The organism is Microbacterium sp. ARD31 (genome assembly GCF_031844425.1).
In genome coordinates this window covers 119,208-142,573 of the sequence record NZ_JAUZVE010000010.1, presented here as the reverse complement: position 1 = coordinate 142,573, position 23,366 = coordinate 119,208, and the positions used below count along the sequence as shown (strand labels likewise).

19 protein-coding genes are annotated in these 23,366 nt (G+C 71.2%); 7 read left to right on the top strand and 12 right to left on the bottom strand.

Annotation, left to right across the window (positions count from 1 at the left end; genetic code table 11):
• Positions 1-15: 15 nt before the first annotated feature.
• Positions 16-987 (top strand): acetylxylan esterase, encoded by a 972-nt coding sequence (locus Q9S36_RS23160; protein WP_311287204.1) that lies wholly within the window; start codon positions 16-18, stop codon positions 985-987.
• 72 nt (positions 988-1,059) lie between these two features.
• On the opposite strand, the gene Q9S36_RS23155 is transcribed toward Q9S36_RS23160, so the two are convergent.
• Entirely contained in the window at positions 1,060-3,279 is a 2,220-nt protein-coding gene (locus Q9S36_RS23155; RefSeq protein ID WP_311287203.1) for an NADP-dependent isocitrate dehydrogenase, read from the bottom strand.
• Positions 3,280-3,412: 133 nt separating this feature from the next.
• On the opposite strand from Q9S36_RS23155, the gene Q9S36_RS23150 reads away from it, so the two are divergent.
• From Q9S36_RS23150 to Q9S36_RS23140, 3 genes are all read left to right on the top strand, one after another.
• On the top strand, positions 3,413-3,865 hold the full coding sequence (locus Q9S36_RS23150) for a GNAT family N-acetyltransferase (protein ID WP_311287202.1): 453 nt from the start codon (positions 3,413-3,415) through the stop codon (positions 3,863-3,865).
• A gap of 307 nt (positions 3,866-4,172) precedes the next feature.
• Positions 4,173-4,457: a DUF559 domain-containing protein gene (locus Q9S36_RS23145; RefSeq protein ID WP_311287201.1), complete on the top strand. Its 285-nt coding sequence runs from the start codon at positions 4,173-4,175 to the stop codon at positions 4,455-4,457.
• Between the two features lie 32 nt (positions 4,458-4,489).
• Complete coding sequence (locus tag Q9S36_RS23140; RefSeq protein ID WP_311287200.1) at positions 4,490-5,467, top strand: BadF/BadG/BcrA/BcrD ATPase family protein; 978 nt, start codon at positions 4,490-4,492, stop codon at positions 5,465-5,467.
• A 51-nt stretch (positions 5,468-5,518) separates the two neighbouring features.
• On the opposite strand, the gene Q9S36_RS23135 is transcribed toward Q9S36_RS23140, so the two are convergent.
• The 4 genes from Q9S36_RS23135 to Q9S36_RS23120 form a co-directional block, all read right to left on the bottom strand.
• Positions 5,519-7,333 carry an ABC transporter ATP-binding protein gene (locus Q9S36_RS23135; protein ID WP_311287199.1) on the bottom strand — a complete coding sequence of 605 codons (1,815 nt, stop codon included), beginning with the start codon at positions 7,331-7,333 and terminating at the stop codon, positions 5,519-5,521.
• Positions 7,330-9,153 carry an ABC transporter ATP-binding protein gene (locus Q9S36_RS23130; protein ID WP_311287198.1) on the bottom strand — a complete coding sequence of 608 codons (1,824 nt, stop codon included), beginning with the start codon at positions 9,151-9,153 and terminating at the stop codon, positions 7,330-7,332. Before Q9S36_RS23130 ends, Q9S36_RS23135 begins: the two co-directional genes overlap by 4 nt.
• Positions 9,154-9,534: 381 nt before the next feature.
• Positions 9,535-10,029: a methylated-DNA--[protein]-cysteine S-methyltransferase gene (locus Q9S36_RS23125; RefSeq protein WP_311287197.1), complete on the bottom strand. Its 495-nt coding sequence runs from the start codon at positions 10,027-10,029 to the stop codon at positions 9,535-9,537.
• Positions 10,026-11,546, bottom strand: a complete 1,521-nt coding sequence (locus Q9S36_RS23120; protein ID WP_311287196.1) for an AlkA N-terminal domain-containing protein — start codon at positions 11,544-11,546, stop codon at positions 10,026-10,028. Before Q9S36_RS23120 ends, Q9S36_RS23125 begins: the two co-directional genes overlap by 4 nt.
• 129 nt (positions 11,547-11,675) lie before the next feature.
• Here Q9S36_RS23120 and Q9S36_RS23115 point away from each other — a divergent pair, with 129 nt between their 5' ends.
• Positions 11,676-13,100 (top strand): NAD(P)/FAD-dependent oxidoreductase, encoded by a 1,425-nt coding sequence (locus Q9S36_RS23115; protein WP_311287195.1) that lies wholly within the window; start codon positions 11,676-11,678, stop codon positions 13,098-13,100.
• 33 nt (positions 13,101-13,133) lie between these two features.
• Here the strand turns inward: Q9S36_RS23115 and purH are convergent, their stop codons facing one another.
• From purH to Q9S36_RS23100, 3 genes are read right to left on the bottom strand one after another with little or no spacing between them, the layout of a single operon-like run.
• A complete protein-coding gene (purH, locus tag Q9S36_RS23110; protein ID WP_311287194.1) occupies positions 13,134-14,741 on the bottom strand; it encodes a bifunctional phosphoribosylaminoimidazolecarboxamide formyltransferase/IMP cyclohydrolase in 1,608 nt (535 codons plus the stop codon).
• A 24-nt stretch (positions 14,742-14,765) separates the two neighbouring features.
• On the bottom strand, positions 14,766-15,368 hold the full coding sequence (purN, locus tag Q9S36_RS23105) for a phosphoribosylglycinamide formyltransferase (protein WP_251453402.1): 603 nt from the start codon (positions 15,366-15,368) through the stop codon (positions 14,766-14,768).
• 9 nt (positions 15,369-15,377) lie between these two features.
• Positions 15,378-16,751, bottom strand: a complete 1,374-nt coding sequence (locus Q9S36_RS23100; RefSeq protein ID WP_311287193.1) for a DUF6350 family protein — start codon at positions 16,749-16,751, stop codon at positions 15,378-15,380.
• Between the two features lie 90 nt (positions 16,752-16,841).
• Between Q9S36_RS23100 and Q9S36_RS23095 the strand changes: the two genes are divergently transcribed.
• Positions 16,842-18,311 carry an NCS2 family permease gene (locus Q9S36_RS23095; protein ID WP_251453405.1) on the top strand — a complete coding sequence of 490 codons (1,470 nt, stop codon included), beginning with the start codon at positions 16,842-16,844 and terminating at the stop codon, positions 18,309-18,311.
• Here the strand turns inward: Q9S36_RS23095 and Q9S36_RS23090 are convergent.
• The 4 genes from Q9S36_RS23090 to Q9S36_RS23075 form a co-directional block, all read right to left on the bottom strand.
• Positions 18,308-18,751, bottom strand: a complete 444-nt coding sequence (locus Q9S36_RS23090; RefSeq protein ID WP_311287192.1) for a nitroreductase family deazaflavin-dependent oxidoreductase — start codon at positions 18,749-18,751, stop codon at positions 18,308-18,310. The genes Q9S36_RS23095 and Q9S36_RS23090 overlap by 4 nt on opposite strands.
• 80 nt (positions 18,752-18,831) lie before the next feature.
• Positions 18,832-19,734 carry a succinate--CoA ligase subunit alpha gene (gene sucD / locus Q9S36_RS23085; protein WP_251453413.1) on the bottom strand — a complete coding sequence of 301 codons (903 nt, stop codon included), beginning with the start codon at positions 19,732-19,734 and terminating at the stop codon, positions 18,832-18,834.
• A 22-nt stretch (positions 19,735-19,756) separates the two neighbouring features.
• On the bottom strand, positions 19,757-20,920 hold the full coding sequence (gene sucC / locus Q9S36_RS23080) for an ADP-forming succinate--CoA ligase subunit beta (RefSeq protein WP_311287191.1): 1,164 nt from the start codon (positions 20,918-20,920) through the stop codon (positions 19,757-19,759).
• 89 nt (positions 20,921-21,009) lie between these two features.
• On the bottom strand, positions 21,010-22,587 hold the full coding sequence (locus Q9S36_RS23075) for an FAD-dependent oxidoreductase (RefSeq protein ID WP_311287190.1): 1,578 nt from the start codon (positions 22,585-22,587) through the stop codon (positions 21,010-21,012).
• Between the two features lie 95 nt (positions 22,588-22,682).
• Here Q9S36_RS23075 and Q9S36_RS23070 point away from each other — a divergent pair, with 95 nt between their 5' ends.
• On the top strand, positions 22,683-23,363 hold the full coding sequence (locus tag Q9S36_RS23070; protein ID WP_311287189.1) for a TetR family transcriptional regulator: 681 nt from the start codon (positions 22,683-22,685) through the stop codon (positions 23,361-23,363).
• The last annotated feature ends 3 nt before the right edge of the window (positions 23,364-23,366 follow it).

The window sequence follows — 23,366 nt, the reverse complement described above, 5'->3', positions numbered from 1 at the left end:
CGCTAGCCTGGCACGGTGCCGAGATTCGACCTGCCGCTGGCAGAGCTGACGACCTACCGCCCCGACGTCCGAGAACCCGCCGACTTCGACGAGTTCTGGACCGCCACCGTGCGCGACGCGCGCGCGGCCGGCGGTGAGGTGATCCTCGACCGGATCGAGTCGCCGCTGCGCACCGTCGAGGTGTACGACGTGACTTTCCCCGGTTTCGCCGGAGAACCGGTCAAGGCGTGGCTCCTCCTCCCGACCGCGGACGCGGGCCCCCTGCCGGCCGTCGTCGAGTTCAACGGCTACGGCGGAGGCCGCGGCCTCCCGCACGAGCGTCTCGCGTGGTCGGCGGCCGGATTCGCCCACCTGTTCATGGACACGCGCGGCCAGGGCTCCATGTGGGGCGGCGGCGGAGCGACGCCGGACCCGCACGGCAGCGGCCCGGCCGCCTCGGGGTTCATGACCCGCGGCATCGACTCTCCCGAGTCCTACTACTACCGCCGCGTCTTCACCGACGCCGTCCGCGCCGTCGACGCCGTGCGCGGGCTCGACCGCGTCGATGCCTCGAAAGTGGCGGTGGCCGGCGGCAGTCAGGGCGGCGGCATCGCGATCGCCGCCGGGGCATTGGCGGGCGACGTCGCCGCCGTGCTCGCGGACGTGCCGTTCCTCTGCCATTTCGAGCGCGCGGTCGGTCTGACCGACCGCGATCCGTACCAGGAGGTCGTGCGCTACCTGTCGGTGCACCGGCACGCCGGGGAGCGGGTGTTCGAGACGTTGTCGTACGTCGACGGGGTGAACTTCGCCGCCCGCATCTCGGCGTCGACGCTCTTCTCCGTCGCGCTGCACGACCTCACCTGCCCGCCGTCCACCGTGTACGCAGCGTTCAACCGCATTCCGGCGAGGGACAAGGAGATCCGGGTGTACGAGGCGAACGACCACGAGGGCGGCGGCCCGTACCAATGGGACGAGCAGGTGCGCTTCGTCCGGGAGCGTTTCGGCTGAGTCACCCGCCCGCGGGCGGAACGAGACGAGGGGCGGATGCCGCGGCATCCACCCCTCGTCCTTCCGTCGTCGTCAGGCGATGCCGTCGATGATGCGGTTGAAGGTCGGGGACGGGCGCATGACGTCCTCGACCAGCTCGGCGTCGGGACGGTAGTAGCCGCCGATCTCGGCGGGCTTGCCCTGGACGGCGACGAGCTCGTCGACGATCTGCTGCTCGTTCTCGGCGAGCGCCTGCGCCACAGGGGCGAAGACCGCGGCCAGTTCGGGGTCGGCCTGCTGCGCGGCGAGCTCCTGCACCCAGTAGAGCGCGAGGTAGAAGTGGCTGCCCCGGTTGTCGATCGTGCCGAGTGCGCGCCCCGGCGACTTGTCGTTCTCGAGGAAGCTGCCGGTCGCGGCATCCAGCGTGTCGGCCAGCACCTGGGCCTTGACGTTGCCCGTGTACGTCGCGAGGTGCTCGAGGGATGCGGCCAGGGCGAAGAACTCGCCGAGGGAGTCCCACCGCAGGTAGTTCTCGGCGACGAGCTGCTGCACGTGCTTGGGGGCCGAGCCGCCGGCGCCGGTCTCGAAGAGCCCGCCGCCCGCCAGGAGCGGCACGATCGAGAGCATCTTGGCGCTCGTGCCGACCTCGAGGATCGGGAACAGGTCGGTGAGGTAGTCGCGGAGCACGTTGCCGGTGACCGAGATGGTGTCCTGGCCCTCGCGCAGCCGGTCCAGCGAGTACTGGGTCGCCTCGGCGGGCGCGAGGATCTCGATGGTGAGCCCGTCGGTGTCGTGCTCGGCGAGGTAGGTCTTGACCTTCTCGATGAGCGTGGCGTCGTGCGCGCGGCCCGCGTCGAGCCAGAACACGGCGGGGGCGCCGGTCGCACGCGCCCGGGTGACGGCGAGCTTCACCCAGTCCCGCACCGCGATGTCCTTGGTCTGCGTGGCGCGCCAGATGTCACCGGCCTGGACGTCGTGCTCCAGGAGCACGTCACCGGCCTGGTTGCGCACCCGCACGACACCGGCCGCGGCGAGCTCGAAGGTCTTGTCGTGGCTGCCGTACTCTTCGGCGGCCTGCGCCATGAGACCGACGTTGGGGACGGTCCCGATCGTCGCGGGATCGAGCGGCCCGTGGGCGATGACGTCGTCGATGACGGTCTGGTAGACCCCGGCGTAGGACGAGTCGGGGATGACCGCGAGCGTGTCGTCCTCTCCCCCGTCGACGCCCCACAGCTTGCCGCCGTTGCGGACGAGCGCGGGCATCGAGGCGTCGATGATCACGTCGGAGGGGACGTGGAGGTTCGTGATCCCCTTGTCGGAGTTGACGTACGACACACGCGGACCGGCCGCGAGGGCCCGGTCGAACGCCGCGGCGATCTCTGCCCCGCCCTCGACGCGGTCGAGGCTCGACAGGATCGAGCCGAGTCCGTCGTTCGGGGTGAGACCCGCTGCGGTGAGCGCGGCACCGTGGGTGTCGAACACGTCGGCGAAGAAGGCCGTCACGACGTGGCCGAAGATGATGGGGTCGCTGACCTTCATCATCGTCGCCTTGAGGTGCACCGAGTACAGCACGTCCTCGGCCTTGGCCGTCTCGAGGGTCTCGGCGAGGAAGGCGTCCAGTGCCGCCGCCGACAGGAACGTGGCGTCGACGATCTCGTTCTCGAGCACCTTGATGCCCGACTTCAGGGTCGTGGTGGTGCCGTCCTCGGCGGTGTGCTCGATGGTGAGCACGTCGTCGGCCGGGATGACGACCGAGGTCTCGTTGGAGCGGAAGTCGTCGTGGCCCATCGTCGCCACGCGCGTCTTCGATCCCTCGGGGAACGGCTTGTTGCGGTGCGGGTGCTTGCGGGCGTAGTTCTTCACCGACAGCGGCGCGCGGCGGTCGCTGTTGCCTTCGCGCAGCACCGGGTTGACCGCGGAGCCCTTGATGCGGTCGTAGCGGGCGCGGACGTCCTTCTCTTCGAGCGTCTGCGGCTCGTCCGGGTAGTCGGGGATGTCGAAGCCCTGCGACTTCAGTTCAGCGATCGCCGCCTTGAGCTGCGGGATCGAGGCCGAGATGTTCGGCAGCTTGATGATGTTCGCCTCGGGGAGCGTCGCGAGTCCGCCGAGCTCGGCGAGGGCGTCGCCCACCTGCTGCTCCGGGGTCAGCCGCTGCGGGAACGCCGCGAGGATGCGGCCGCCGAGCGAGATGTCTCGCGTCTCGACGTCGACCCCCGCCTGGCGGGTCAGCGCCTGCACGATCGGCAGGAAAGACGCGGTCGCAAGCGCCGGCGCCTCGTCGGTATAGGTGTAGATGATGGTCGAATCAGTCACCGGTGTCGTCTTTCGTCGCGGGTCGGCGATCAGCCTATCGCACAGGGCGAAAGTATCTCGACGTCAAGATAAACCCGGTGGATGTGACGATGCGCGCGTGACCGGCACGGGTATTGCGGATACCCTGTGGTCCATGGCTGAACTGCGACTCGAGGAACTCTCCGCCGCAACCATCGTGGCGGTCAACAATCTGTCGCTCAAGCCCGGGCAGGAGCAGTTCCTCGCCCCGGTCAGCTACGGCATCGCCGCGACCGTGATAAACCCGAAGACGTCGTGGCAGCGCGTCGTCCTGGACGGCGACGAGGTCGTCGGCTTCGTCAGCGCCAACTTCGACGACGAGGCTCCCGAGGAGCACTTCAAGTCCGTGCTCTGGCGCATCAACGTCGACGCGGACGATCAGGGACGCGGCGTGGGTCGGTTCGCCGTCGAGAAGCTGATCGACGAAGCCCGCGAGCGGGGAATGTCCCACGTCAACGTCATCTACGAGGCCGGCGAGGGCGGGCCCGAGGCGTTCTTCCGCCGGGTCGGGTTCACCCCCGTCGGAGAGACCGAGTACAGCGAGGTCATCGCCGAGATCCGGCTCTGACCGCCTGAGCCGCTCGCCCGGCATCCGGACGTTCCGGCGCGTTGCGAGTCCGGGAACCGGACGTTTCGGCGCGTTGCGAGTCCGGAAACCGGAGGCGGGGGCGATTCCCGGATGCCGCGCCGCACAGGGTCCGGAATTCGCGCAGATCTCCGGTTTCCGGAGCCCGGTGCGGTGAGCGCCGTCCGGAATCCGGAGTCGCCCGGTCGCATCCTCTCCTCCCCCGCGCCTCGGAGACGCGTGCGCATCCACAGCCGCCCTGCGGCGGGCCGGTGCGCCGAGCGGGTGTCGGCTGGAAACCATCGCCTTGGTGCGCCTCGCTCCCCTCGGCGTTCCCATCGCCCAGCAGGTCGTGCTGCTGGGCCGCCCTGTCGATCTGCTGGTCGGCGAACGGCTCGTCGTGCAGATCGACGGCTTCGAGCACCACTCGTCGTCAGCGCAGCGCACGAAGGACGTGCGCTTCGACGCGGAACTGGTCCTGGCCGGCTTCACCGTGCTGCGGTTCACCTATGCGCAGGTCGTACACGACTGGGACCACGTCGAACGTACGGTCGCGCGGGCCATCGCCGCCGGCGACCACGTGCGGGTACGCTGACCGCATCGCGCGAGCCGTGGAAGGTCGTCAGTGTGAGCGAGACGAGAGGCGTGCTGGCCATCGATGCGGGCCAGACCGGCATCAAGGTGCGCGTGCAGGCGGGCGCAGCCACCCGTGACGAGGTCTTCCCCGGAATCCGCACCCATGAGCCGCTGCTCGCGCAGCTCGCCGACGTGGTGCGCACCGTCCTGGCGCGCAGTCCGCTGGACATCTCGGTGGTCGCCGCGGGCGTGTCGGGGCTGACGGCCCTCGAAGCCGACGCCGGGGGTCTGCTCGCGGCGATCGCCGATCCGCGCATCCGCGAGGTGGTGCTCACCCACGACTCCACCACCTCGTACCTCGGGGCGATGGGAGACGAGCGGGGCGCGGTCGTCGCGGCCGGCACGGGTGTGGTGACCCTCGCGGTCGGCGCGACCACGACGGCGCGGGTCGACGGGTGGGGCTACCTCATGGGCGACGCCGGCAGCGGCTACTGGATCGGGCGCGAGGCCCTGGACGCCGTGATGCGCGCGTTCGACGGGCGCGGCGCACCCACCGCCCTCACCGACGTGGCCCGGTTGCACTGGCCCGACCTGACGCAGGCGTACATCGCCCTGCAGACCGGCGACGACAGGGTTCGCACCATCGCCTCGTTCGCCGAGGACGTCGCACGTCTGGCCGGCGAAGGCGACGCCGTATGCCGGTTCATCACCGTGCGCGCCGGCGGCGAGCTCGCCCACAGCGTCGAGACGGCCCTCCGACGCGTGCGCGAGGCCGACGAGGCGTTCGACGTGTGCGCCATCGGCGGGGTGTTCCGCTCGCCCCAGCTGCGCGAGGCGTTCGCGTCCCACCTGGCCGCCAGCGAGTTCGACATCACGCTGGTCGAGCCGCGCGGCCACGGCATCGACGGCGCGGTGGCTCTGGCCCACCTGCCCTCCGGTCATCCCCTGGCCGGAACGGTCTCGTCCGCGCGGGCGGGCGACCACGCAACCCTCGGGCTCCCGTCGAGCGGCGTGCGCGAAGCGGGTTGAGACGACGGATGCCGGGACCCCGCGAGACCGCGTGAGCCCCGGCATCCGCTCTCAGACGAGGGATTCGCGCCAGGCGGCGTGAAGCCTCGCGAACCGGCCGTCGCCGCCGATGAGGTTCTCGGGGGCGTCGTCCTCGATGATCCGGCCGTGCTCCATGACCAGCACGCGGTCGGCGATCGCCACGGTCGACAGACGGTGAGCGATGATGATCGCCGTGCGGTCCGCCAGCAGCGTCTGCAGCGCATCCTGGATGAGCCGTTCGCTCGGGATGTCGAGAGACGCGGTCGCCTCGTCGAGGATCAGCACCGACGGGTCGGCGAGGAACGCGCGGGCGAACGTGATCAGCTGACGCTGACCGGCCGAGACCCGGCCGCCGCGCTTGTTCACGTCGGTGGCATAGCCGTCCGGCAGCGCCTCGATGAACCCGTGAGCACCGACGGCGCGCGCCGCCGCCTGGATCTCCTCCAACGTCGCGTCGGGCTTGCCCAGCGCGATGTTGTCGGCGACGGTCCCGCTGAACAGGTACGCCTCCTGGGTGACCATGACGATTGCGCGACGGAGGTCCTTGGGGTGGAGCGACCGCAGGTCGACGCCGTCGAGCGTCACCCGGCCGGCGGTCGGGTCGTAGAACCGCGAAACCAGCTTGGCGAGGGTGGACTTGCCCGCTCCGGTGGTCCCGACCAGCGCGATCGTCTGTCCGGCCGGGATGTCGAGACTGAAATCCGGCAGGATGACGCGGTTGCGCGAGTACCCGAACTCGACGCCCTCGAAGCGGACGTGGCCACGAGCGCTCCACAGATCCACCGGGCGCGTGGGGTCGGGCACGGTCGGCTCCTCCTCCAGCACGCCCGACACCTTCTCGAGAGCGGCCGCGGCCGACTGGTAGGAGTTCAGGAAGAACGCGACCTCCTGCAGCGGCGAGAAGAAGTTCCGCACGTACAGCACGGCGGCCAGCAGCACGCCGACGGCGATGCCGCCGTCCACGACGCGGATGCCGCCCCACAGCAGCACGAGCGCGACGGACACCGAGGCGACGGCCATGAGTCCGGGCTCGAAGGTGCCGAACAGGCGGATCGAGCGCATGTTGACCTCGCGGTAGTCGCTCGCGAGCTCGCCGAAGTCGTCGTCGTTCCGCGGCTCCTTGCGGAACGCCTTGACGGCGCGGATGCCGGTCATCGTCTCGACGAACTTCACGATCACCTTCGCGCTGACCACCCGGGACTCGCGGTACACCAGCTGGGAGCGCAGGTAGAACCAGCGCATCAGCAGCATCAGCGGGATGCCCATGACGGCCAGGATCACGCCCGACTGCCAGTCCAGCAGCAGCAGCGCGATCAGGGTGAAGCCGCCGTACAGCAGCCCCGAGACGAGCTCGTTGAGACCGCCGTCCAGCAGTTCGCGGATCGAGTCGAGGTCGCTGGTCTGACGCGAGATGATGCGCCCCGATGTGTACGACTCGTGGAACTCCAGGCTGAGCTTCTGGGTGTGCAGGAAGATGCGCTTGCGCAGGTCGAGCATGATCGCCTGGGTGAGTCGCGCCGTGACGACGACGTACCAGCCGATGAGGCCGGCGCCGCCCGCGGCGGTGACGAGGTAGACCACCACGACGCCGATCGTCGGCATCCAGTCCATGCGGTCGACGACGGCGGGCAGGGCGCGGTCGATGCCGAAGGCGATGAGCGCGGGCCCGGCCACGCGGAAGGCGGTCGAGACGATCAGCACGCTCGCGGCGAGGATCAGCTGACCCCGCAGGGGTGACACGAGCGAACCGAGCAGACGCAGCGAGCGGCGGCGGATCGACCTGCTCTCGTCCTTGGTGTAGTCGGAGCGGTCTTCGCCGCTGGTTCCGGTGACGGTGGTGCTCACAGGTTCACCTCCCTCTCCCGCAGGCGGGCTTCTTCGACCTCGAGGCTCGAGATCACGTGTCGGTAGTGCTCGCTGGTGCGCAGCAGTTCGGAATGGGTGCCCACGGCGGTGACGCGTCCGGCTTCGAGGAGCGCCACGCGGTCGGCGAGGGTGACCGTCGAGGGACGGTGGGCGACGACCAGGGCGGTCGTGGCGTGGAGGACCTCCCGCAGGGCGTCTTCGACGAGCGCCTCGGTGTCGACGTCGAGCGCCGACAGCGGGTCGTCGAGCACGAGCACCGCGGGGCGGGCCGCCACCGCGCGGGCGAGCGCCAGGCGTTGACGCTGTCCGCCCGACAGGCTCATGCCCTCTTCGCCGATGATCGTGTCGACGCCGTGGGGCAGGTCGTCGACGAAGCTCGCCTGCGCGACCCCGAGCGCTTCGCGCAGCACCCGCTCGGCTTCCGCCGATCCCGGCTGCAGGTCCTCGCGGCCGAGCAGCACGTTCTCTCGCACGGTCTGCGAGAAGAGCGTCGCGTCCTCGAACGCCATGCCGATGTGCCGGCGCAGTTCGACCAGGTCGAGGTCCCGCACGTCCACGCCGTCCAGCGTCACGCGCCCACCGGTCACGTCGTACAGGCGCGTCGGAAGAGTCGTCAGGGTCGTCTTGCCGGACCCGGTCAGCCCGACGAGGGCCATCGTCTCGCCCGGCCGGAGGGTCAGATCCACGCCGTCCAGGAGGTCCCGCTCGGTGGGCGCGGCATCCTGGTAGCGGAAGTGGACCCCCTCGAACGACAGCTCGCCGCGCGGCCGCTCGATCGAGACCGGTCGGTCCGGCGAGGTGATGGTGTTCTCCTCGTCGAAGACCTCGAAGATGCGGTCGGTGGCGGTGCGGGCATCGAGCATGAAGGAGAAGAGGAAGCCGATGGACTCCATGGGCCAGCGCAGCACCGTGCCCATCGCGAAGAACGCGATCAGCTCGGCGGTCTGCAGCTGCCCGAGCTGCACCAGGTAGATGCCGGCGCCCAGGCACAGCGCGAAGGCGATGTCGGGCAGGAGCACGAGCCAGAACCAGATGGCACCCACCGCGCGCGCCTTGCTCAGCTCGGTCTCGCGAAGCGTCTCCGCCTGCCGGGTGAACTTCTGCAGGGCGTGCTTGCCCCGGCCGAAGGCCTTGAGCACCCGGATGCCGTGCACGCTCTCCTCGACCGAGGTGGCGAGGTCGCCGGCCTGGTCCTGGCTCTGGCGGGCGAGGGTGCCGTACGTCTTCTCGAACCGGTACCCGGCGTACCACAGGGGCGCCGAGGTCACCAGGAAGATGGTGCCGAGCAGCCAGTGCCAGCGGAACAGCAGCACGGTTCCGACGAGGATCGTCAGCACGTTCACCACGAGCAGGACGACGCCGAACGCCATCCAACGGCGGAGCATGCTCATGTCCTGCATCATGCGACTGAGGAGCTGCCCCGACTGCCAACGGTCGTGGAAGGCCACGGGAAGCCGCTGCAGCCGCGCATAGAACGACTGTCGCAGCGAGTACTCGACCCCGGTGGCGGGGCCGAGCACGAACCAGCGGCGCAGCCACACCATGAGCGCTTCGGCGAGTCCCAGACCGAGGATCGCCGCAGCGCCCCACGCGATCTGGGCGAGATCGCCGGACGAGATCGGCCCGGCGACGACGCCTTCGAGGACGAGCGGGATCGACAGGGCCAGGAGCGACGCGATGAGCGCGCTCACGGCGCCCAGGACGAGGCGCGGCAGGACGGGCTTGGCGAACGGCAGGAGACGTGAGAGCGCGCGCAGGGTGGACAAATCGGACCGTGGCGTTTCGGCGGTGAGGGTCATGATCCTTGCAGAGAGGTGGAGCGGATGGCCGGGTGGGGCCGGGAAGGCGCGCAGGGCGCAGTGGAGAGTGGGGTCCCGTCGGAGGGAACGCTCCCGGTGGCGGCGTTATGCCGGATCGGACCGGCGCCGAGGCAGGTGGAGGGCGACGCGGCGTCGCGCTCAGCGGGGAGCGATCACCCCTGGAGGCGAGGACGCCCGAGACCCGAGACGCCGCGGAGGGCGGCAGGGAGGACGACGCTCGCGACGACGGCGATCAGAGACATGGCATCCTCCTCGGGGTGGGCGGTGGTGTCGCGAGCGCGACAGCCCTCAAGCGTATGCCTGGGAGGATGCTGAACGCAAGCGCTTTCCGGAATCCGTTCGGCGCGGGACTCGAACGGATCAGTCCGCGGACTCGCGGGCGAGCAGACGCTCCTTGACCGCGGTCCCCCACGCGAAGCCGCCGAGCGACCCGTCGGATCGCAGCACCCGGTGGCACGGTACGAAGAGGGCGGGGGCGTTCCGGGCGCAGATGGATGCCGCGGCCCGCACGGCGCGCGGTTGACCGAGCGCCGCCGCGAACGATGTGTAGGTCAGCGGCCGTCCGGGCTCGATGCGTCGCAATGCCGCCCAGCCCGCGCGCTGCAGCGCGGTGCCGTACTGCGACACCTCGACCTCGTCGAGCGCCCCGAGATCGCCGGCGTAATACGCGTCGACGGCCGCGGCGGCATCCGTCTCGCCGTCGCGCAGCGACGCGGGTCGACGCGCGGGGTGCAGCCGGGCCAGGATCGCCTCGGGATCGTCGGTCCATCCCGACGCGAGAACCCGGCCGGCATCGTCGGAGAGGATGGTGAAAGGGCCGTCCGGGGTGGTGACGGTCTGCAGGGTGGCGGTCATGCGATGGACTCCTGTGTCTGCGCGGGCGGCGCCGAGCGCCATGCCCGGGTGACGGGGGCGGCGTACCAGAGGTGCGCCATGAGGTAGCTGCGCCACGGGGCCGCGCGCGGCGCCCAGGCGGTCAGCCCGGCGGCATCGGCGGGGATGCCGAGTTCGGCGGCTCCGGCGCGGGCGGCGACGTCACCGGGCAGCAGGACGTCGGGATCGCCGAGGACGCGCATTCCGACGTAGTCCGCCGTCCACGGCCCCACGCCGGGAAGCGCGAGCAGCGTGCGACGCAGCTCGAGCGGGTCGTCGCCCGGTCCGACCGCCAGCGTGCCGTCGGCGAGCGCGGCCGCCGCGGAAAGGACCGCACGGACGCGCGCGGCGGGACCGCGCAGCACGTCGGCGCCGCGCTCGGCGATCGCCGCGGGTGTCGGGAACAGCGTCATCGGCCCGTCGGGCGTGTCGACGGTCTCGCCGAGAGCCGCCACCAGCCGTCCCTGTACGGTGCGCGCCGCCGCGACGCTGATCTGCTGACCGATCATGGCGCGGATGAGCATCTCGGCCGCGTCGACGGCGCCGGGCACCCTCACCCCGGGGACGCCCGCGACCGCGGCCGCGAGCTCGGGATGCCGCGCGAGCGACTCGTCGACCGCGATCGGGTCGGCGTCGAGGTCGAAGAGCCTGCGGACACGCGCGATGAGCGTGCCCAGGTCGGAAAGCGCGGTCAGCTGTCCGCGCAGCCGCAGCCGGCCCGCCGCGTCCTGCCGCAGCTCGAACCACGCGGGGCCCCCCGGCAGGCGCACGACCCGCGCGAAGGCGTCCGCCGCCCCCGCCTCCATGCCCGGCACCGCGTGCGCGCGCATCCAGCCGAAGAGCCCGACCGTGTCGATCGGCCCCCGCACCGGGAGCACGAGATCGAGCGGCCCCGGCGACGGGGCATGATGACGACGCGCGCGCAGTTCGGTCGGCGGCATCCCGAAGACCTCGCCGACCGTGTCGGTGAACTGTCTCACGCTCGAGAATCCCGCCGAGAAGGCGACGTCGGCGGCGGGCAGATCGGTTCCCACCAGGAGCATCCGCGCCGTGTGGGCCCGGTGCGCGCGGGCGAGCGCGAGAGGCCCCGCCCCGAGCTCGGCCGTGAGCAGGCGCGTCAGGTGACGGGGCGAGTATCCGAGCCGCCGCGCGAGCCCCGGAACGCCCTCGCGGTCCACGACGCCGTCCGCGATGAGGCGCATCGCCCGCGCTGCCGTGTCGCTGCGCAGATCCCATTCCGGCGAGCCGGGTGCCGCTTCGGGCAGGCACCGCTTGCACGCGCGGTATCCCGCCTCGTGGGCCGCCGCCGACGTGGCGTAGAACGTGACGTTGGCCGCCTTCGGCGTGCGTGCGGGGCAGCTCGGCCGGCAGTAGATGCCGGTGGAGCGCACCGCCGTGACGAACTGGCCGTCGAAGCGGGGATCGCGGGAGCTGATGACGCCGTAGCGCTCGTGGAAGGTCATCCCCCGCGCGCCGCCGGTCGTCGTGGGCGTTGTCATGCCCCTAGCCTGACACGCGTCCCCGATCTCGGCTGGCGGAAATCGGACACGGCAGCGCGCGGGCTGGCACACCCCTGCGGTCTCCGCAAGCCCTCGGAGGCTGCATCACCGGGCGCTACCGTGTGCACCATGAATGCACGCGAATACGACCTGATCGTGATCGGCGCCGGTGCGGTGGGCGAGAACGTCGCCGACCGTGCGGTGCAGCGGGGACTGACGGCCGTCATCGTCGAGGCCGAGCTGGTGGGGGGCGAGTGCTCGTACTGGGCGTGCATGCCGTCCAAGACACTGCTGCGCTCGGGAGCGGCCGTCCGCGCCGCGCGACGCGTCGGCGGGGCCCGCGAAGCCGTCACCGGCGACGTGGACGTTGCGGCCGTGCTCGCCCGGCGGGACGGCATGGTGCACGAGTGGAACGACACGTCGCAGGTGGAGTGGCTGAGCGGCGCGGGGATCGATCTGGTGCGCGGCCACGCGCGGTTCACCGGTGAGCGCGCTGTCACCGTGAGCGGCGCGGACGGCGCGTCGGTCGACCTCGTCGCCCGGCATGCCGTGGCGGTGTGCACCGGCTCGGCCGCGCTCCTTCCCGACATCCCCGGACTGCGCGACATCGAGCCGTGGACGAGCCGCGACGCCACGAGCGTCCGCGACGTGCCGAAGAGCCTTGCGATCCTCGGGGCCGGTGTCGTCGGCGCCGAGATCGCCACGGCGTACGCCGGGTTCGGCACGACGGTGACCCTGCTCGCACGCTCCGGGGTCCTCGGCGGCATGGAGCCGTTCGCGGGCGAGCTCGTCACGACGTCTCTTCGCGAGATGGGCGTCGACGTACGGCTCGGCGTCGAGGTCGTGGCGGCACGCCGAGACGGCGGCAGCGCCGTCGTGACCCTCGACGACGGATCCGAAGTGACGGCCGATCAGGTGCTCGTCGCCACGGGCCGCACGCCGCGGACGAGCGACCTCGGCCTCGAGACCGTCGGGCTCGAGCCGGGCGCGTGGCTCGACGTCGACGACACGCTGCGGGTCCGCGGCAGCGACTGGCTCTACGGCGTCGGGGACGTCACCCACCGCGCCCTGCTGACCCACCAGGGCAAGTATCAGGCCCGCGCCGCGGGCGACGTCATCGCCGCCCGCGCGAAGGGCGGGACGGTCGATGACGGCCCGTGGGGGGCACACGTCGCCACGGCCGACCACGACGCCGTGCCGCAGGTGACCTTCACCGATCCGGAGGTCGCGTCGGTGGGGATGACGTCCGATGCGGCGCGGGAAGCCGGGATCGACGTCCAGGTCATCGACTACGACCTGGCGGACATCGCCGGCGCCTCCACGCACGCCGACGCCTACACCGGACGCGTGCGCGCCGTCGTCGACCGGGAGCGCGAGGTGCTCGTGGGTGTCACGTTCGTCGGCCCCGACGTCGCCGAGATGCTCCACGCCGCCACCATCGCCGTCGTCGGGGAGGTTCCGCTGTCGCGCCTGTGGCATGCGGTGCCGTCCTACCCGACGCTCAGCGAGGTGTGGCTGCGCATCCTCGAGGAGTACGGCCGCCCGACGCCGTGACGGTCGGCCGCCGACGGCTGCGGGAACCCGGCGTCAGTGGAAGAAGTGCCGCTCGCCGGTGAAGAACATCGTCACCCCGGCCGCGCGCGCGGCGTCGATGACCTCCTGATCGCGCACCGAGCCGCCGGGCTGGATGATGGCGCGGATGCCGGCGTCGATCAGCACCTGCGGTCCGTCGGCGAACGGGAAGAAGGCGTCGGATGCCGCGACCGACCCGGCGGCACGACTGCCGGCGCGCTCGACGGCGAGCTTGCAGGAGTCCACGCGGTTGACCTGGCCCATGCCGATTCCCACGGTCGCCGACGCCTGCGCCAGGACGATCGCGTTCGACTTCACCGCGCGGCACGCCTTCCACGCGAAGATCAGGTTCGTCATGTCGTCCGCCTCGGGGCGCTCGCCGGACACGAGCTCCCAGTCCTTCGCGACGGACTCGATGTCGTCGGGGAACCGGTCGGCGTCCTGAAGCAGCAAGCCGCCCGAGACCAGGCGGACGTCCATGCGCTCCTGCTGCCAGTCGGTGGGCAGCTGCAGCACGCGGAGGTTCTTCTTGAGGCGGAACAGCTCGAGGGCTTCGGGTTCGAAGTCGGGGGCGACGATCACCTCGGTGAAGATGTCGCGCAGGTTCTCGGCCATCTTGAGGGTGACCGTGCGGTTGGCCGCGATGACGCCGCCGAAGGCCGACACGGGATCGCACTCGTGGGCGCGCAGGTGGGCGCTCGCGATCGGGTCGAGCGCCTGCGGCGCCGACACCGCGATGCCGCACGGGTTCGCGTGCTTGATGATGGCGACGGCGGGCTTGACCATGTCGAATGCCGCCCGGAGGGCCGCGTCGGCGTCGACGTAGTTGTTGTACGACATCTCCTTGCCCTGGAGCTGGGTCGCCTGAGCGATGCCGTGACCCCCCGTGCGCGTGTAGATGGCGGCGCGCTGGTGGGAGTTCTCGCCGTAGCGCAGGGTGGCCAGCCGCTCCGCCTTGATGGTGAGGTGCTGGGGCAGATCGCGCTCGTCCTGAAGCGTCTGGTCGGCGAACCAGGTCGCGACGGCGCGGTCGTAGGCGGCAGTGTGCGCGAACGCCCGCGCGGCGAGCTCCTTGCGCTGTGCGAGGGTCGTGCCGCCCGAGCGCAGCGAGTCGATGATCGCCGGGTAGGACTCGGGCGAGACGACGATGGCGACGTTGGCGAAGTTCTTCGCCGACGCCCGCACCATGGCGGGGCCGCCGATGTCGATCTGCTCCACGACGTCGTCGCCCTGGGCGCCCGAGGCGACGGTCTCGACGAACGGGTAGAGGTTCACCACCACGAGCTCGAAGGCCTCGATGCCGAGCTCGCCGAGCTGCCGCTCGTGGTCTTCCAGACGCAGATCGGCCAGCAGTCCGGCGTGCACGCTCGGGTGCAGCGTCTTCACGCGGCCGCCGAGCGACTCGGGGAAGCCGGTGACCGTCGCCACGTCCGTGACCTCGTGTCCGGCCTCGCGGATCGTGGCTGCCGTCGACCCCGTCGAGACGATCTCGACGCCGGCCGCGGCGAGCGCCTGGGCCAGCACCAGCAGATCGGTCTTGTCGCTGACCGAGACGAGCGCCCGGCGGACGGGGACCTCGTCGCGGTGTCGATACAGAGCGGGATCGGTGGTCGGCGCGGCCATGCAGGCTCCTCGGGGTGGTGCGGTTCAGGGTTTCGGAGTCGCCGCGACCGCGTCGAGATCGAGGTCTCCGGTGGCGATGCGGTGGACGACGTCGATCAGCAGACGCCGCTCGACGGGCTTGATGCGTTCGTGCAGCGAGTGCTCGTCGTCACCCGGAAGAACGGGGACGCGCTCCTGGGCGAGGATCGGACCCGAGTCGACTCCGTTGTCGACGATGATGACGCTGGCGCCGGTCTGGGAGACCCCGGCGGCGAGCGCGTCGCGCACGCCGTGCGCGCCCGGGAACTCCGGCAGGTACGCCGGGTGGGTGTTGATGATGTGCGGCGAGCGCGCGTCGACGAGCGATGCCGGCAGCAGTCGCATGAGCCCGCTCAGCACCACGAGGTCGGGGCGCCAGACGTCGAGCTGGGCTCCGAGCTCCGCGCCCCACTCCTCACGCGAGTCGAAGCGCTCGTAGGGGACCAGGAACGTCGGGATCCCGTGGTGCTCGGCGTGCGCGAAGCCGTCCGCTTCGCGGTCGGCGCCGACGGCGACGACGTGGGCGGGGAAATCGGGGTCGGCCGCGGCATCCAGGAGGGCCCTCATGTTGGAGCCCGCGCCGGAGATGAGGACGGCGACGGTGAGCACCCGCACAGTCTACAAGCGCGTGCCCGACGCTCCCGTCGGGTGCTCGTCCGGGGGACGCAGGGGCTCGATCGGCTCGGTGTCGAACCACACCGGTCCCTGGGGGTCGAGCTCGGCGGCCTCGGGGACGCGATCCTCCCGGCGCCGGGGGGCCAGCAGCAGGATGCCGGCTCCGACGCAGACTTCGAGACCGACCGCCAGTGCCACGGCGCCGGGCTCCGGCCCCACGGCGGTCAGGCGGCCCGGTCCCATGCTCCCGGCCGCCAGCGAGGCCAGCAGCGCTGTCGCGGCCGCGGCGACGACGGCGATGCCGCCGGTGACGGCGAGGCGGGCGGCGATGGGATCGTCGTCGTCCGGGCGGCGCAGCTGCGGCCCGATGCCGCGTGCGACGGCATCCTTCTCGAGCGCGATGAGCCGGGATCGGGCGATCCAGCCCGCCAGCGCACCGAGCGCGACCGGCAGCAGCGCCAGCAGAAGCAGCCATGGGGTGGTCGACTCGGGCACCGCGCCGAGAACGGGGATGCCGGGGATCACGCCCACCTGCGTCGCCGCCGGCGACACCGCCGTGCCGGCGCCGAGCGAGAATCCGGGTCCGGCGACGAACGCCAGACCCCAGATCGCGAGGGTGGGAAGGTAGGCCAGCTGGGCGAGGGTGATCACGATCGCTCCGAGCAGGTCGACGTTGCCGGCTTCGTAAAGCCCGATGATCTCGGTGCCCCGTGTGAAGATCCCCACCGCCAGGACGAGGGCTCCCGCCCCCAGCAGCCCCATGACGGCGACCGCCGCGCCCCGCGCGACGAGCGCCGGGACGAGGCCCCAGCCGTGCGGTGCGGACTCGATGCGGTCGCGGAGACGGGCGATCGCGCCGGAGCCGGCTTCGCGCCATTCGGTGGCCACCGCGGCGATGACGCCGGGGATGAGGAAGAAGAGGGTCGGGTGCAGCACGGCCTGCCACGTGGTGGCGGTCACGACCGCCGACGTCGACGTGAACGCGACGAGCGCAGACAGCGCCGCCACCACCACCGAACCGGTCACCACCCCGGTCACCCACGCCTCGGCGCGGGAGGCGCGGATGCCCGACCGAGCGGCGAAGATCGCGGTGAAGGCCGCGAACGCGAGCGGCCCCAGCGAGAGGGCGAAGGACTCGGCGGACGGATCGACGCCCACCGCGGCGACGTACGCGCCGGCGAGCTCGACGTCGAGCGGCACGGCGTGGCCGAGCTGCCAGATGGACGCGGCGGCGGGCCAGAGCGCCGCCCAGTCGGCGACACCGCCGAAGGCCACGACCCACAGCAGGGTGAGCGGCGCGAGGGTCGCCGCGATGCCGACGGCCACCGCGATGGCGGCGTCGACGGCGGCGAGGAGGACGACGGTGAGGCGATGCATGCGCCATCGACCCTACCTGCGCCGGTGGCCGGTGCCCGGATGGCGAGCCGGGGTCCGCGGAGCGACTAACGTTCTCGTCGGAGGTCTCGAATGAGCAACACAATTCCGTCCACCGCGACCACGTCGACCGGCGCGCCCGAACCCCGCAGCCGGGTCGACCGGTTCTTCGAGATCACGCGGCGCGGCTCGACCGTCGGCGCCGAGATCCGCGGCGGCGTGGTGACCTTCGTGACGATGGCCTACATCGTCATCCTGAACCCGATCATCCTCTCCAGCGGGGTCGACGTCGAAGGCGGCACCCTCGGGTTCCCGCAGGTCGCCGCGACGACCGCGCTGACGGCCGGCGTCATGACGGTGCTGTTCGGTCTGGTGACGCGCCTGCCGTTCGCCTTCGCCGCCGGCCTCGGCATCAACTCGTTCCTCGCCGTCTCGGTCGTCGGCCAGGTGACGTGGGCCGAGGCGATGGGGCTCGTGGTGATCAACGGGCTCATCATCGTGCTGCTGGCGGCTACCGGGCTTCGGCGCATGATCTTCGACGCCGTGCCCATCCAGCTGAAGCTCGCCATCACCGTCGGCATCGGGCTGTTCATCGCCTTCATCGGCTTCGTCGACGCCGGCTTGGTCACCGCCACCGGCGCGTCCTCTCCCCCGGTCGGGCTCGGCGTGGACGGCTCGGTCAGCACGGTGCCGACCCTCATCTTCGTCTTCACGCTGCTGCTGACCGGCGTGCTGGTCGCCAGGAAGGTGAAGGGCGGCATCCTCATCGGACTCGTCACCGGAACGCTCGTCGCGGTCGTGGTCGAGGCGATCTGGAACCTCGGGCCGAAGTTCGACGGCGACCAGGTCAACCCGGGCGGCTGGAGCCTGTCGGTGCCCGAGCTGCCGGGTTCGCTGGTCAGCGTGCCCGACCTGTCGCTGGTCGGCCAGATCTCGTTCGGCTCGTTCGAGCGCATCGGTATCCTGGCCGCCCTCATGCTCGTCTTCACGCTCGTGTTCACGAACTTCTTCGACGCCATGGGCACCATGACCGGGCTGTCGAAGGAGGCCGGACTCGCCGACGAGAAGGGCGATTTCCCCCGCATCCGCTCGGCGCTCATCGTCGAGGGAGTCGGCGCCGTCGCCGGCGGTCTCACCTCCAGCTCGTCGAACACCGTGTTCATCGAGTCGGGATCGGGCATCGGCGAGGGCGCGCGCACGGGACTCGCGAACGTCGTGACGGGTGGACTGTTCCTCGTGGCGATGTTCTTCACACCGCTGGTGTCGATCGTGCCGACCGAGGTCGCCGCCGCGGCGCTGGTCATCGTCGGGGCGCTCATGATGGCGCAGATCCGATTCATCGACTTCTCGGACTTCTCGGTGCTGCTGCCGGTGTTCCTGGCGGTGACCGTCATGCCGCTGACGTACTCGATCGCCAACGGCATCGGGGCCGGCTTCATCGCGTGGGTGATCGTGCGGGCCCTGTCGGGCAAGGCGCGCGGCATCAGCCCGCTGCTGTGGATCGTCGCGGCCGGCTTCGTGCTCTACTTCGCGCGGGGACCGCTCGAGGCGCTGCTGGGTTAGTCCGCGTCCACCGGCTCGAGCACGAAGACGGCGATGAGCCGGTCGGTCTTGGTCTGGTACTGCGCGTAGTCGGGCCAGACCTCGACCGAACGCCGCCACCATTCGTCCCGCTCGGCACCCTCGAGCTCGCGTGCGAGATAGTCGCGCTTGACGGCGCCGTCCTGCAGCTCCACGAGCGGCTGGTGGCGCATGTTCGCCGCCCAGCGGGGCTCGTCGGGAGCACCGCCCTTCGAGGCGACCACGGCGTAGCGCCCGTCGTGCTCGACGCGCATCAGGGCGGTCTTGCGCAGCGCGCCGCTTCGCGCGCCGAGGGTCGTGAGCACGATGATCGGCACCCCGCGCAGGGTGTTCATCTCGGTCCCGCCCGAGGCTTCGAAGACCTCGGCCTGCGTGCGCGCCCACTCCGAGGTGGACGGCTTGTACTCTCCGGTCAGCGGCATGGCTCCCACCCTAACGTCGGCGGAACGACGAAGGGCGGATGCCGGGAGTTCGCACTCCGGCATCCGCCCCTCGTGGTGCGTTACAGCGACTCGATGATCTCGCGCATGAGGGTGGCGGTCTCGGACGGCGTCTTGCCGACCTTGACACCGGCGGCCTCGAGGGCCTCCTTCTTCGCCTGGGCGGTACCCGCCGAGCCCGAGACGATGGCGCCGGCGTGGCCCATGGTCTTGCCCTCGGGGGCGGTGAAGCCTGCCACGTATCCGACGACGGGCTTGGTGACGTTGGCCTTGATGAAGTCCGCCGCGCGCTCCTCCGCGTCGCCGCCGATCTCGCCGATCATGACGATCGCCTTGGTCTCGGGGTCGGCTTCGAACGCGGCGAGGGCGTCGATGTGCGTCGTGCCGATGATCGGGTCGCCGCCGATGCCGATGGCGGTCGAGAAGCCCAGATCGCGCAGTTCGAACATCATCTGGTAGGTCAGGGTGCCCGACTTCGACACCAGGCCGATGGGGCCCTTGCCGGTGATGTTGGCGGGGGTGATGCCCACCAGCGACTCTCCGGGGGTGATGATGCCCGGGCAGTTCGGCCCGATGATGCGGGTCGCGTTGCCCTTGGACTGCGCGTAGGCCCAGGCCTCGGCGCTGTCGCCGACCGGTACGCCTTCGGTGATGACGACGAGCAGCGGGATCTCGGCGTCGATGGCCTCGATCATCGCGGCCTTGGTGAAGGCTGCGGGCACGAACGCGATCGACACGTCCGCCCCCGTCTTCTCCATCGCCTCGGCGACCGAGCCGAAGACGGGGAGCTCGACGCTGGCGCCGTCCTTGTCCTTGTGCAGCACCGTGGTGCCGGCCTTGCGCGCGTTCACGCCGCCGACGACGTTGGTGCCCGCCTTGAGCATGAGCGCGGTGTGCTTGGTGCCCTCGCCGCCGGTGATGCCCTGGACGATGACCTTGGAGTCCTTGTTGAGGAAGATCGACATATCTGGAAGTCCTTATCCGGGATCAGGCGTTGGCGAGCTCGGCGGCCTTGTCGGCGCCTTCGTCCATGGTCGCAGCGAGGGTGACGAGCGGGTGGCCGGCGTCTTCGAGGATCTTGCGGCCCTCTTCGACGCGGTTGCCGTCCAGACGCACCACGAGGGGCTTGGATGCCGTCGAGCCGAGCTCGGCGAGCGCGCCGACGATGCCCTTGGCGACGGCGTCGCACGCGGTGATGCCGCCGAAGACGTTGACGAACACCGACTTCACCTGCGGGTCGCCGAGGATGACGTCCAGGCCCGCGGCCATGACCTCGGCCGAGGCGCCGCCGCCGATGTCGAGGAAGTTGGCGGGCTTGACGCCGCCGTGGTTCTCGCCGGCGTAGGCGACCACGTCGAGGGTCGACATGACCAGGCCCGCGCCGTTGCCGATGATGCCGACCTGTCCGTCGAGCTTGACGTAGTTGAGGTCGTTCTCCTTGGCCTTGGCCTCGAGGGGGTCGGCCGCGTCCTTGTCTTCGAGCAGCGCGTGCGAGGCGTGACGGAACTCGGCGTTCTCGTCGAGCGAGACCTTGCCGTCGAGGGCGATGATGTCGCCGTCCTCGGTCCGGACGAGGGGGTTGACCTCGACCAGGGTGGCGTCCTCGCCCTTGTACACGGCGAAGAGCTTGACGAAGACGTCGGCGACCTTGGGCACGAGCTCTTCGGGGAAGTTCGCGGCGCGGGCGATCTCGAGCGCCTTGGCCTGGTCGATGCCGGTCAGCGGGTCGACCTCGATCCTCGCGAGGGCCTCGGGCTTCTCGACCGCGAGCTGCTCGATCTCCATGCCGCCTTCGACCGAGCACAGGCTCAGGTAGGAGCGGTTGGCGCGGTCCAGCAGCACGGAGAAGTAGTACTCCTCGGCGATGCGGGCGCCTGCGGCGACCATGACGCGCTTGACGACGTGGCCCTTGATGTCGAGGCCGAGGATGGCCTTGGCCGCCTCGTACGCCTCGTCGGGGTTCTTGGCGACCTTGACGCCGCCGGCCTTTCCTCGTCCGCCGGTCTTGACCTGAGCCTTGACGACGACGACGCCGCCGAGCTTCTCAGCGGCCGCCTTCACTTCTTCTGGGGTGTCCGCGACGATGCCGGCGAGCACCGGCACCTCGTACTTCTCGAACAGATCGCGTGCCTGGTACTCGTAGAGATCCACGTGCAGTCCTTCGCTGTGGCGAATGGGCGGCGCCGACATCAGCGCCGGATTGTCTTGACGTCGAGATATTCGACCGGTCACCCAGCCTACTACCGCCGCTCCTGCGCCCTCGACCGCGTGACGCCGGGGTCGCCCTCGACCGCGGGTGCGGACGGGTCGTCGAGCCGCGGCAGATCGTCGAGGGCGGGGCCCTCGATGCGTTCGCCGTCCGCGGTGAACCGCGACGCGTGCAGCGGGCAGTCCCACGTGCACTCCGCGTCGTTCCACGACAGCACGCCGCCGAGGTGCGTGCACACGGCGCTCACCGCGCGCGTGACACCGTCGACGGTCGAGACCCCGACCGGCTGCCCGCCACGGCTGGCCACGACCCCCTCGCCTTCGGCGGGCCGCGGGACCGGAACCGGCACGCGCTGGGCACCGAGCCACCCGGATGCCGCTTCCCACCCGACGCGGATGTTCTCGACACCGCCGCGGCCGAGATCGGCCGGCACGGTCAGCCGGTGCGCGATCACCGACATCCACCGCGGGCGCTCCCGCCGGGGAACGCGGCGGATCTCGGCGCTCAGCCGCAGCGCGGCCGCCGGGCCGTTCGACAGCCCCCACTTGCCGTAGCCGGTGGCGAAGCGCACGCGGCCGAGGCTGCGCGGCAGCGCGCCCACGAACGGGATGAGGTTGTGCGACTCGTAGTCCTGCGCACTCCAGTGGGCGACCGGTTCCGCACCGGGGAAGTGCTCGCGCGTCCACGCGACGATGTCGTCGACGCGCTCCTGCTCGGACCCGACGCGGCCCACCGGGTGGCCGTTCCCTCCGACGATCAGCTGGGCGCGATCGCCCGGGCCGTCCTCGGGCGTCACCGAGCGGATCGAGCGCGTCGGACCGTCGACCGACAGGTACAGCCCGTCGGGCACGTCGCCGTCGTAGGCGAAGGCGACGCAGTACGAGCGCAGTCCCCGGGTCTTGGCGAAGTACAGCCCGCGGTCGAGGATGGCCGCACCGGTCGCGAGCACGATGTGGTCGGCGCGCATCGACCCGGCATCCGTCTCGATGCAGGGGGACGGCACGGCGTGCACGCGGGTGACGCGCGCGCCGGTGTGCAGGGTCCCTCCCGCGGCCAGGAACGCCCGCGCGAGCGCGTGCAGCAGTCGCTGCGGGTCGAGGGCCGCCTGGTCGTCGAGCGCGACGGCGGCGGCGAACGGGAACGGGAGGTCTGCGTCCGCCCCGGCCGGCACGCGGCGCACCGCCAGCCCGGCTTCGGCCGCCGCGGCCGTCTCGTCGTCGATGGTCGAGGCGCCGGCATCCGATTGCGCATAGCTGAACGCGGTGCGGGCCGAGAGCGGCACGCCCGCTTCCGCAGCGAAGTCCCGGAGCCACTGCGCCCCGTCGCGATTGGCCTCGACATACGCCCGCGCGAGCGAGGAGGGGTGGTGCCGGCGGAGCGTGGAGAGCACGCTCCCCTGCAGCAGCGACAGCTTGCCGGTGTTCGCGCCACTGGCGAGCGCCCCGATCCGCTCGGCCTCGACGACCGCGACGTCGTACCCCTCTCTCACGAGCATGAGGGCGGTGGTGAGCCCGGTCACGCCCGCCCCGACGACGATCACGTCGTGCGTGGCTCCGGGAACGAACGGGGTGTCGTCGGGGCCGTCGTCGGCCCGCCACAGGGGTTCCATCCACCCACCCAACGCCGTTTCCCCGTCGGACTCCACGGGGTTGACACCGCACCGGGCATGGTGCCACGCGGCACGCGCGTCGATAGGCTCGACGGGTGACAGACGAGGCCGCGCCCCCCGCCGCGAGAACCGCGGTCGTCGGAGCCGCCCTCGAGCTGTTCGCGCAGCAGGGCTTCGACCAGACCTCCGTCGAGCAGATCGCGCGGGCGGCGGGAGTGTCGCGGTCGACCTTCTTCCGTCAGTTCGGCGGCAAGGACGACGTCGTCTTCGCCGACCACGAGCTGCTGCTCGACGAGCTGCGGGGCTTCCTCGCCGATGCCCACGAGAACCCGTGGGCGGCGGTCTGCGAGGCCTCCATCCGGGTCTTCACGCACTTCGCCGCCGACCCCGAGCTCGCCCGGCGCCGCTACGAGGTCGTCCGCCAGGTGCCGGCGCTCCGCGAGCGCGAGATCGTGACCGTCTTCCGGTACGAGCGCCTCTTCGACGAGTACCTCCGGCGCGCGCTGCCCGGCATCGACCCGATCGACGCCGTCGGGTTCGCCGCCCTCGTCACCGCCGTGCACAATCATGTGCTCCGCCAGCTGCTGCGCGGCCCGAAGCGGGTGCCGGTCTCGTCGCTGCGACACGCCCTCGACGACGCGATGCGCCGTTTCGGCGTCCTCGAGGCCGCGGACGCCCGCGACGACGACGTCGTGGTCGCCGTCTTCCCCAAGCGGATGCCGCACGCCGAGGTCGCCCGACGCATTCAGGATCGGCTTCGCGACCCAGGCTCCTGAGAC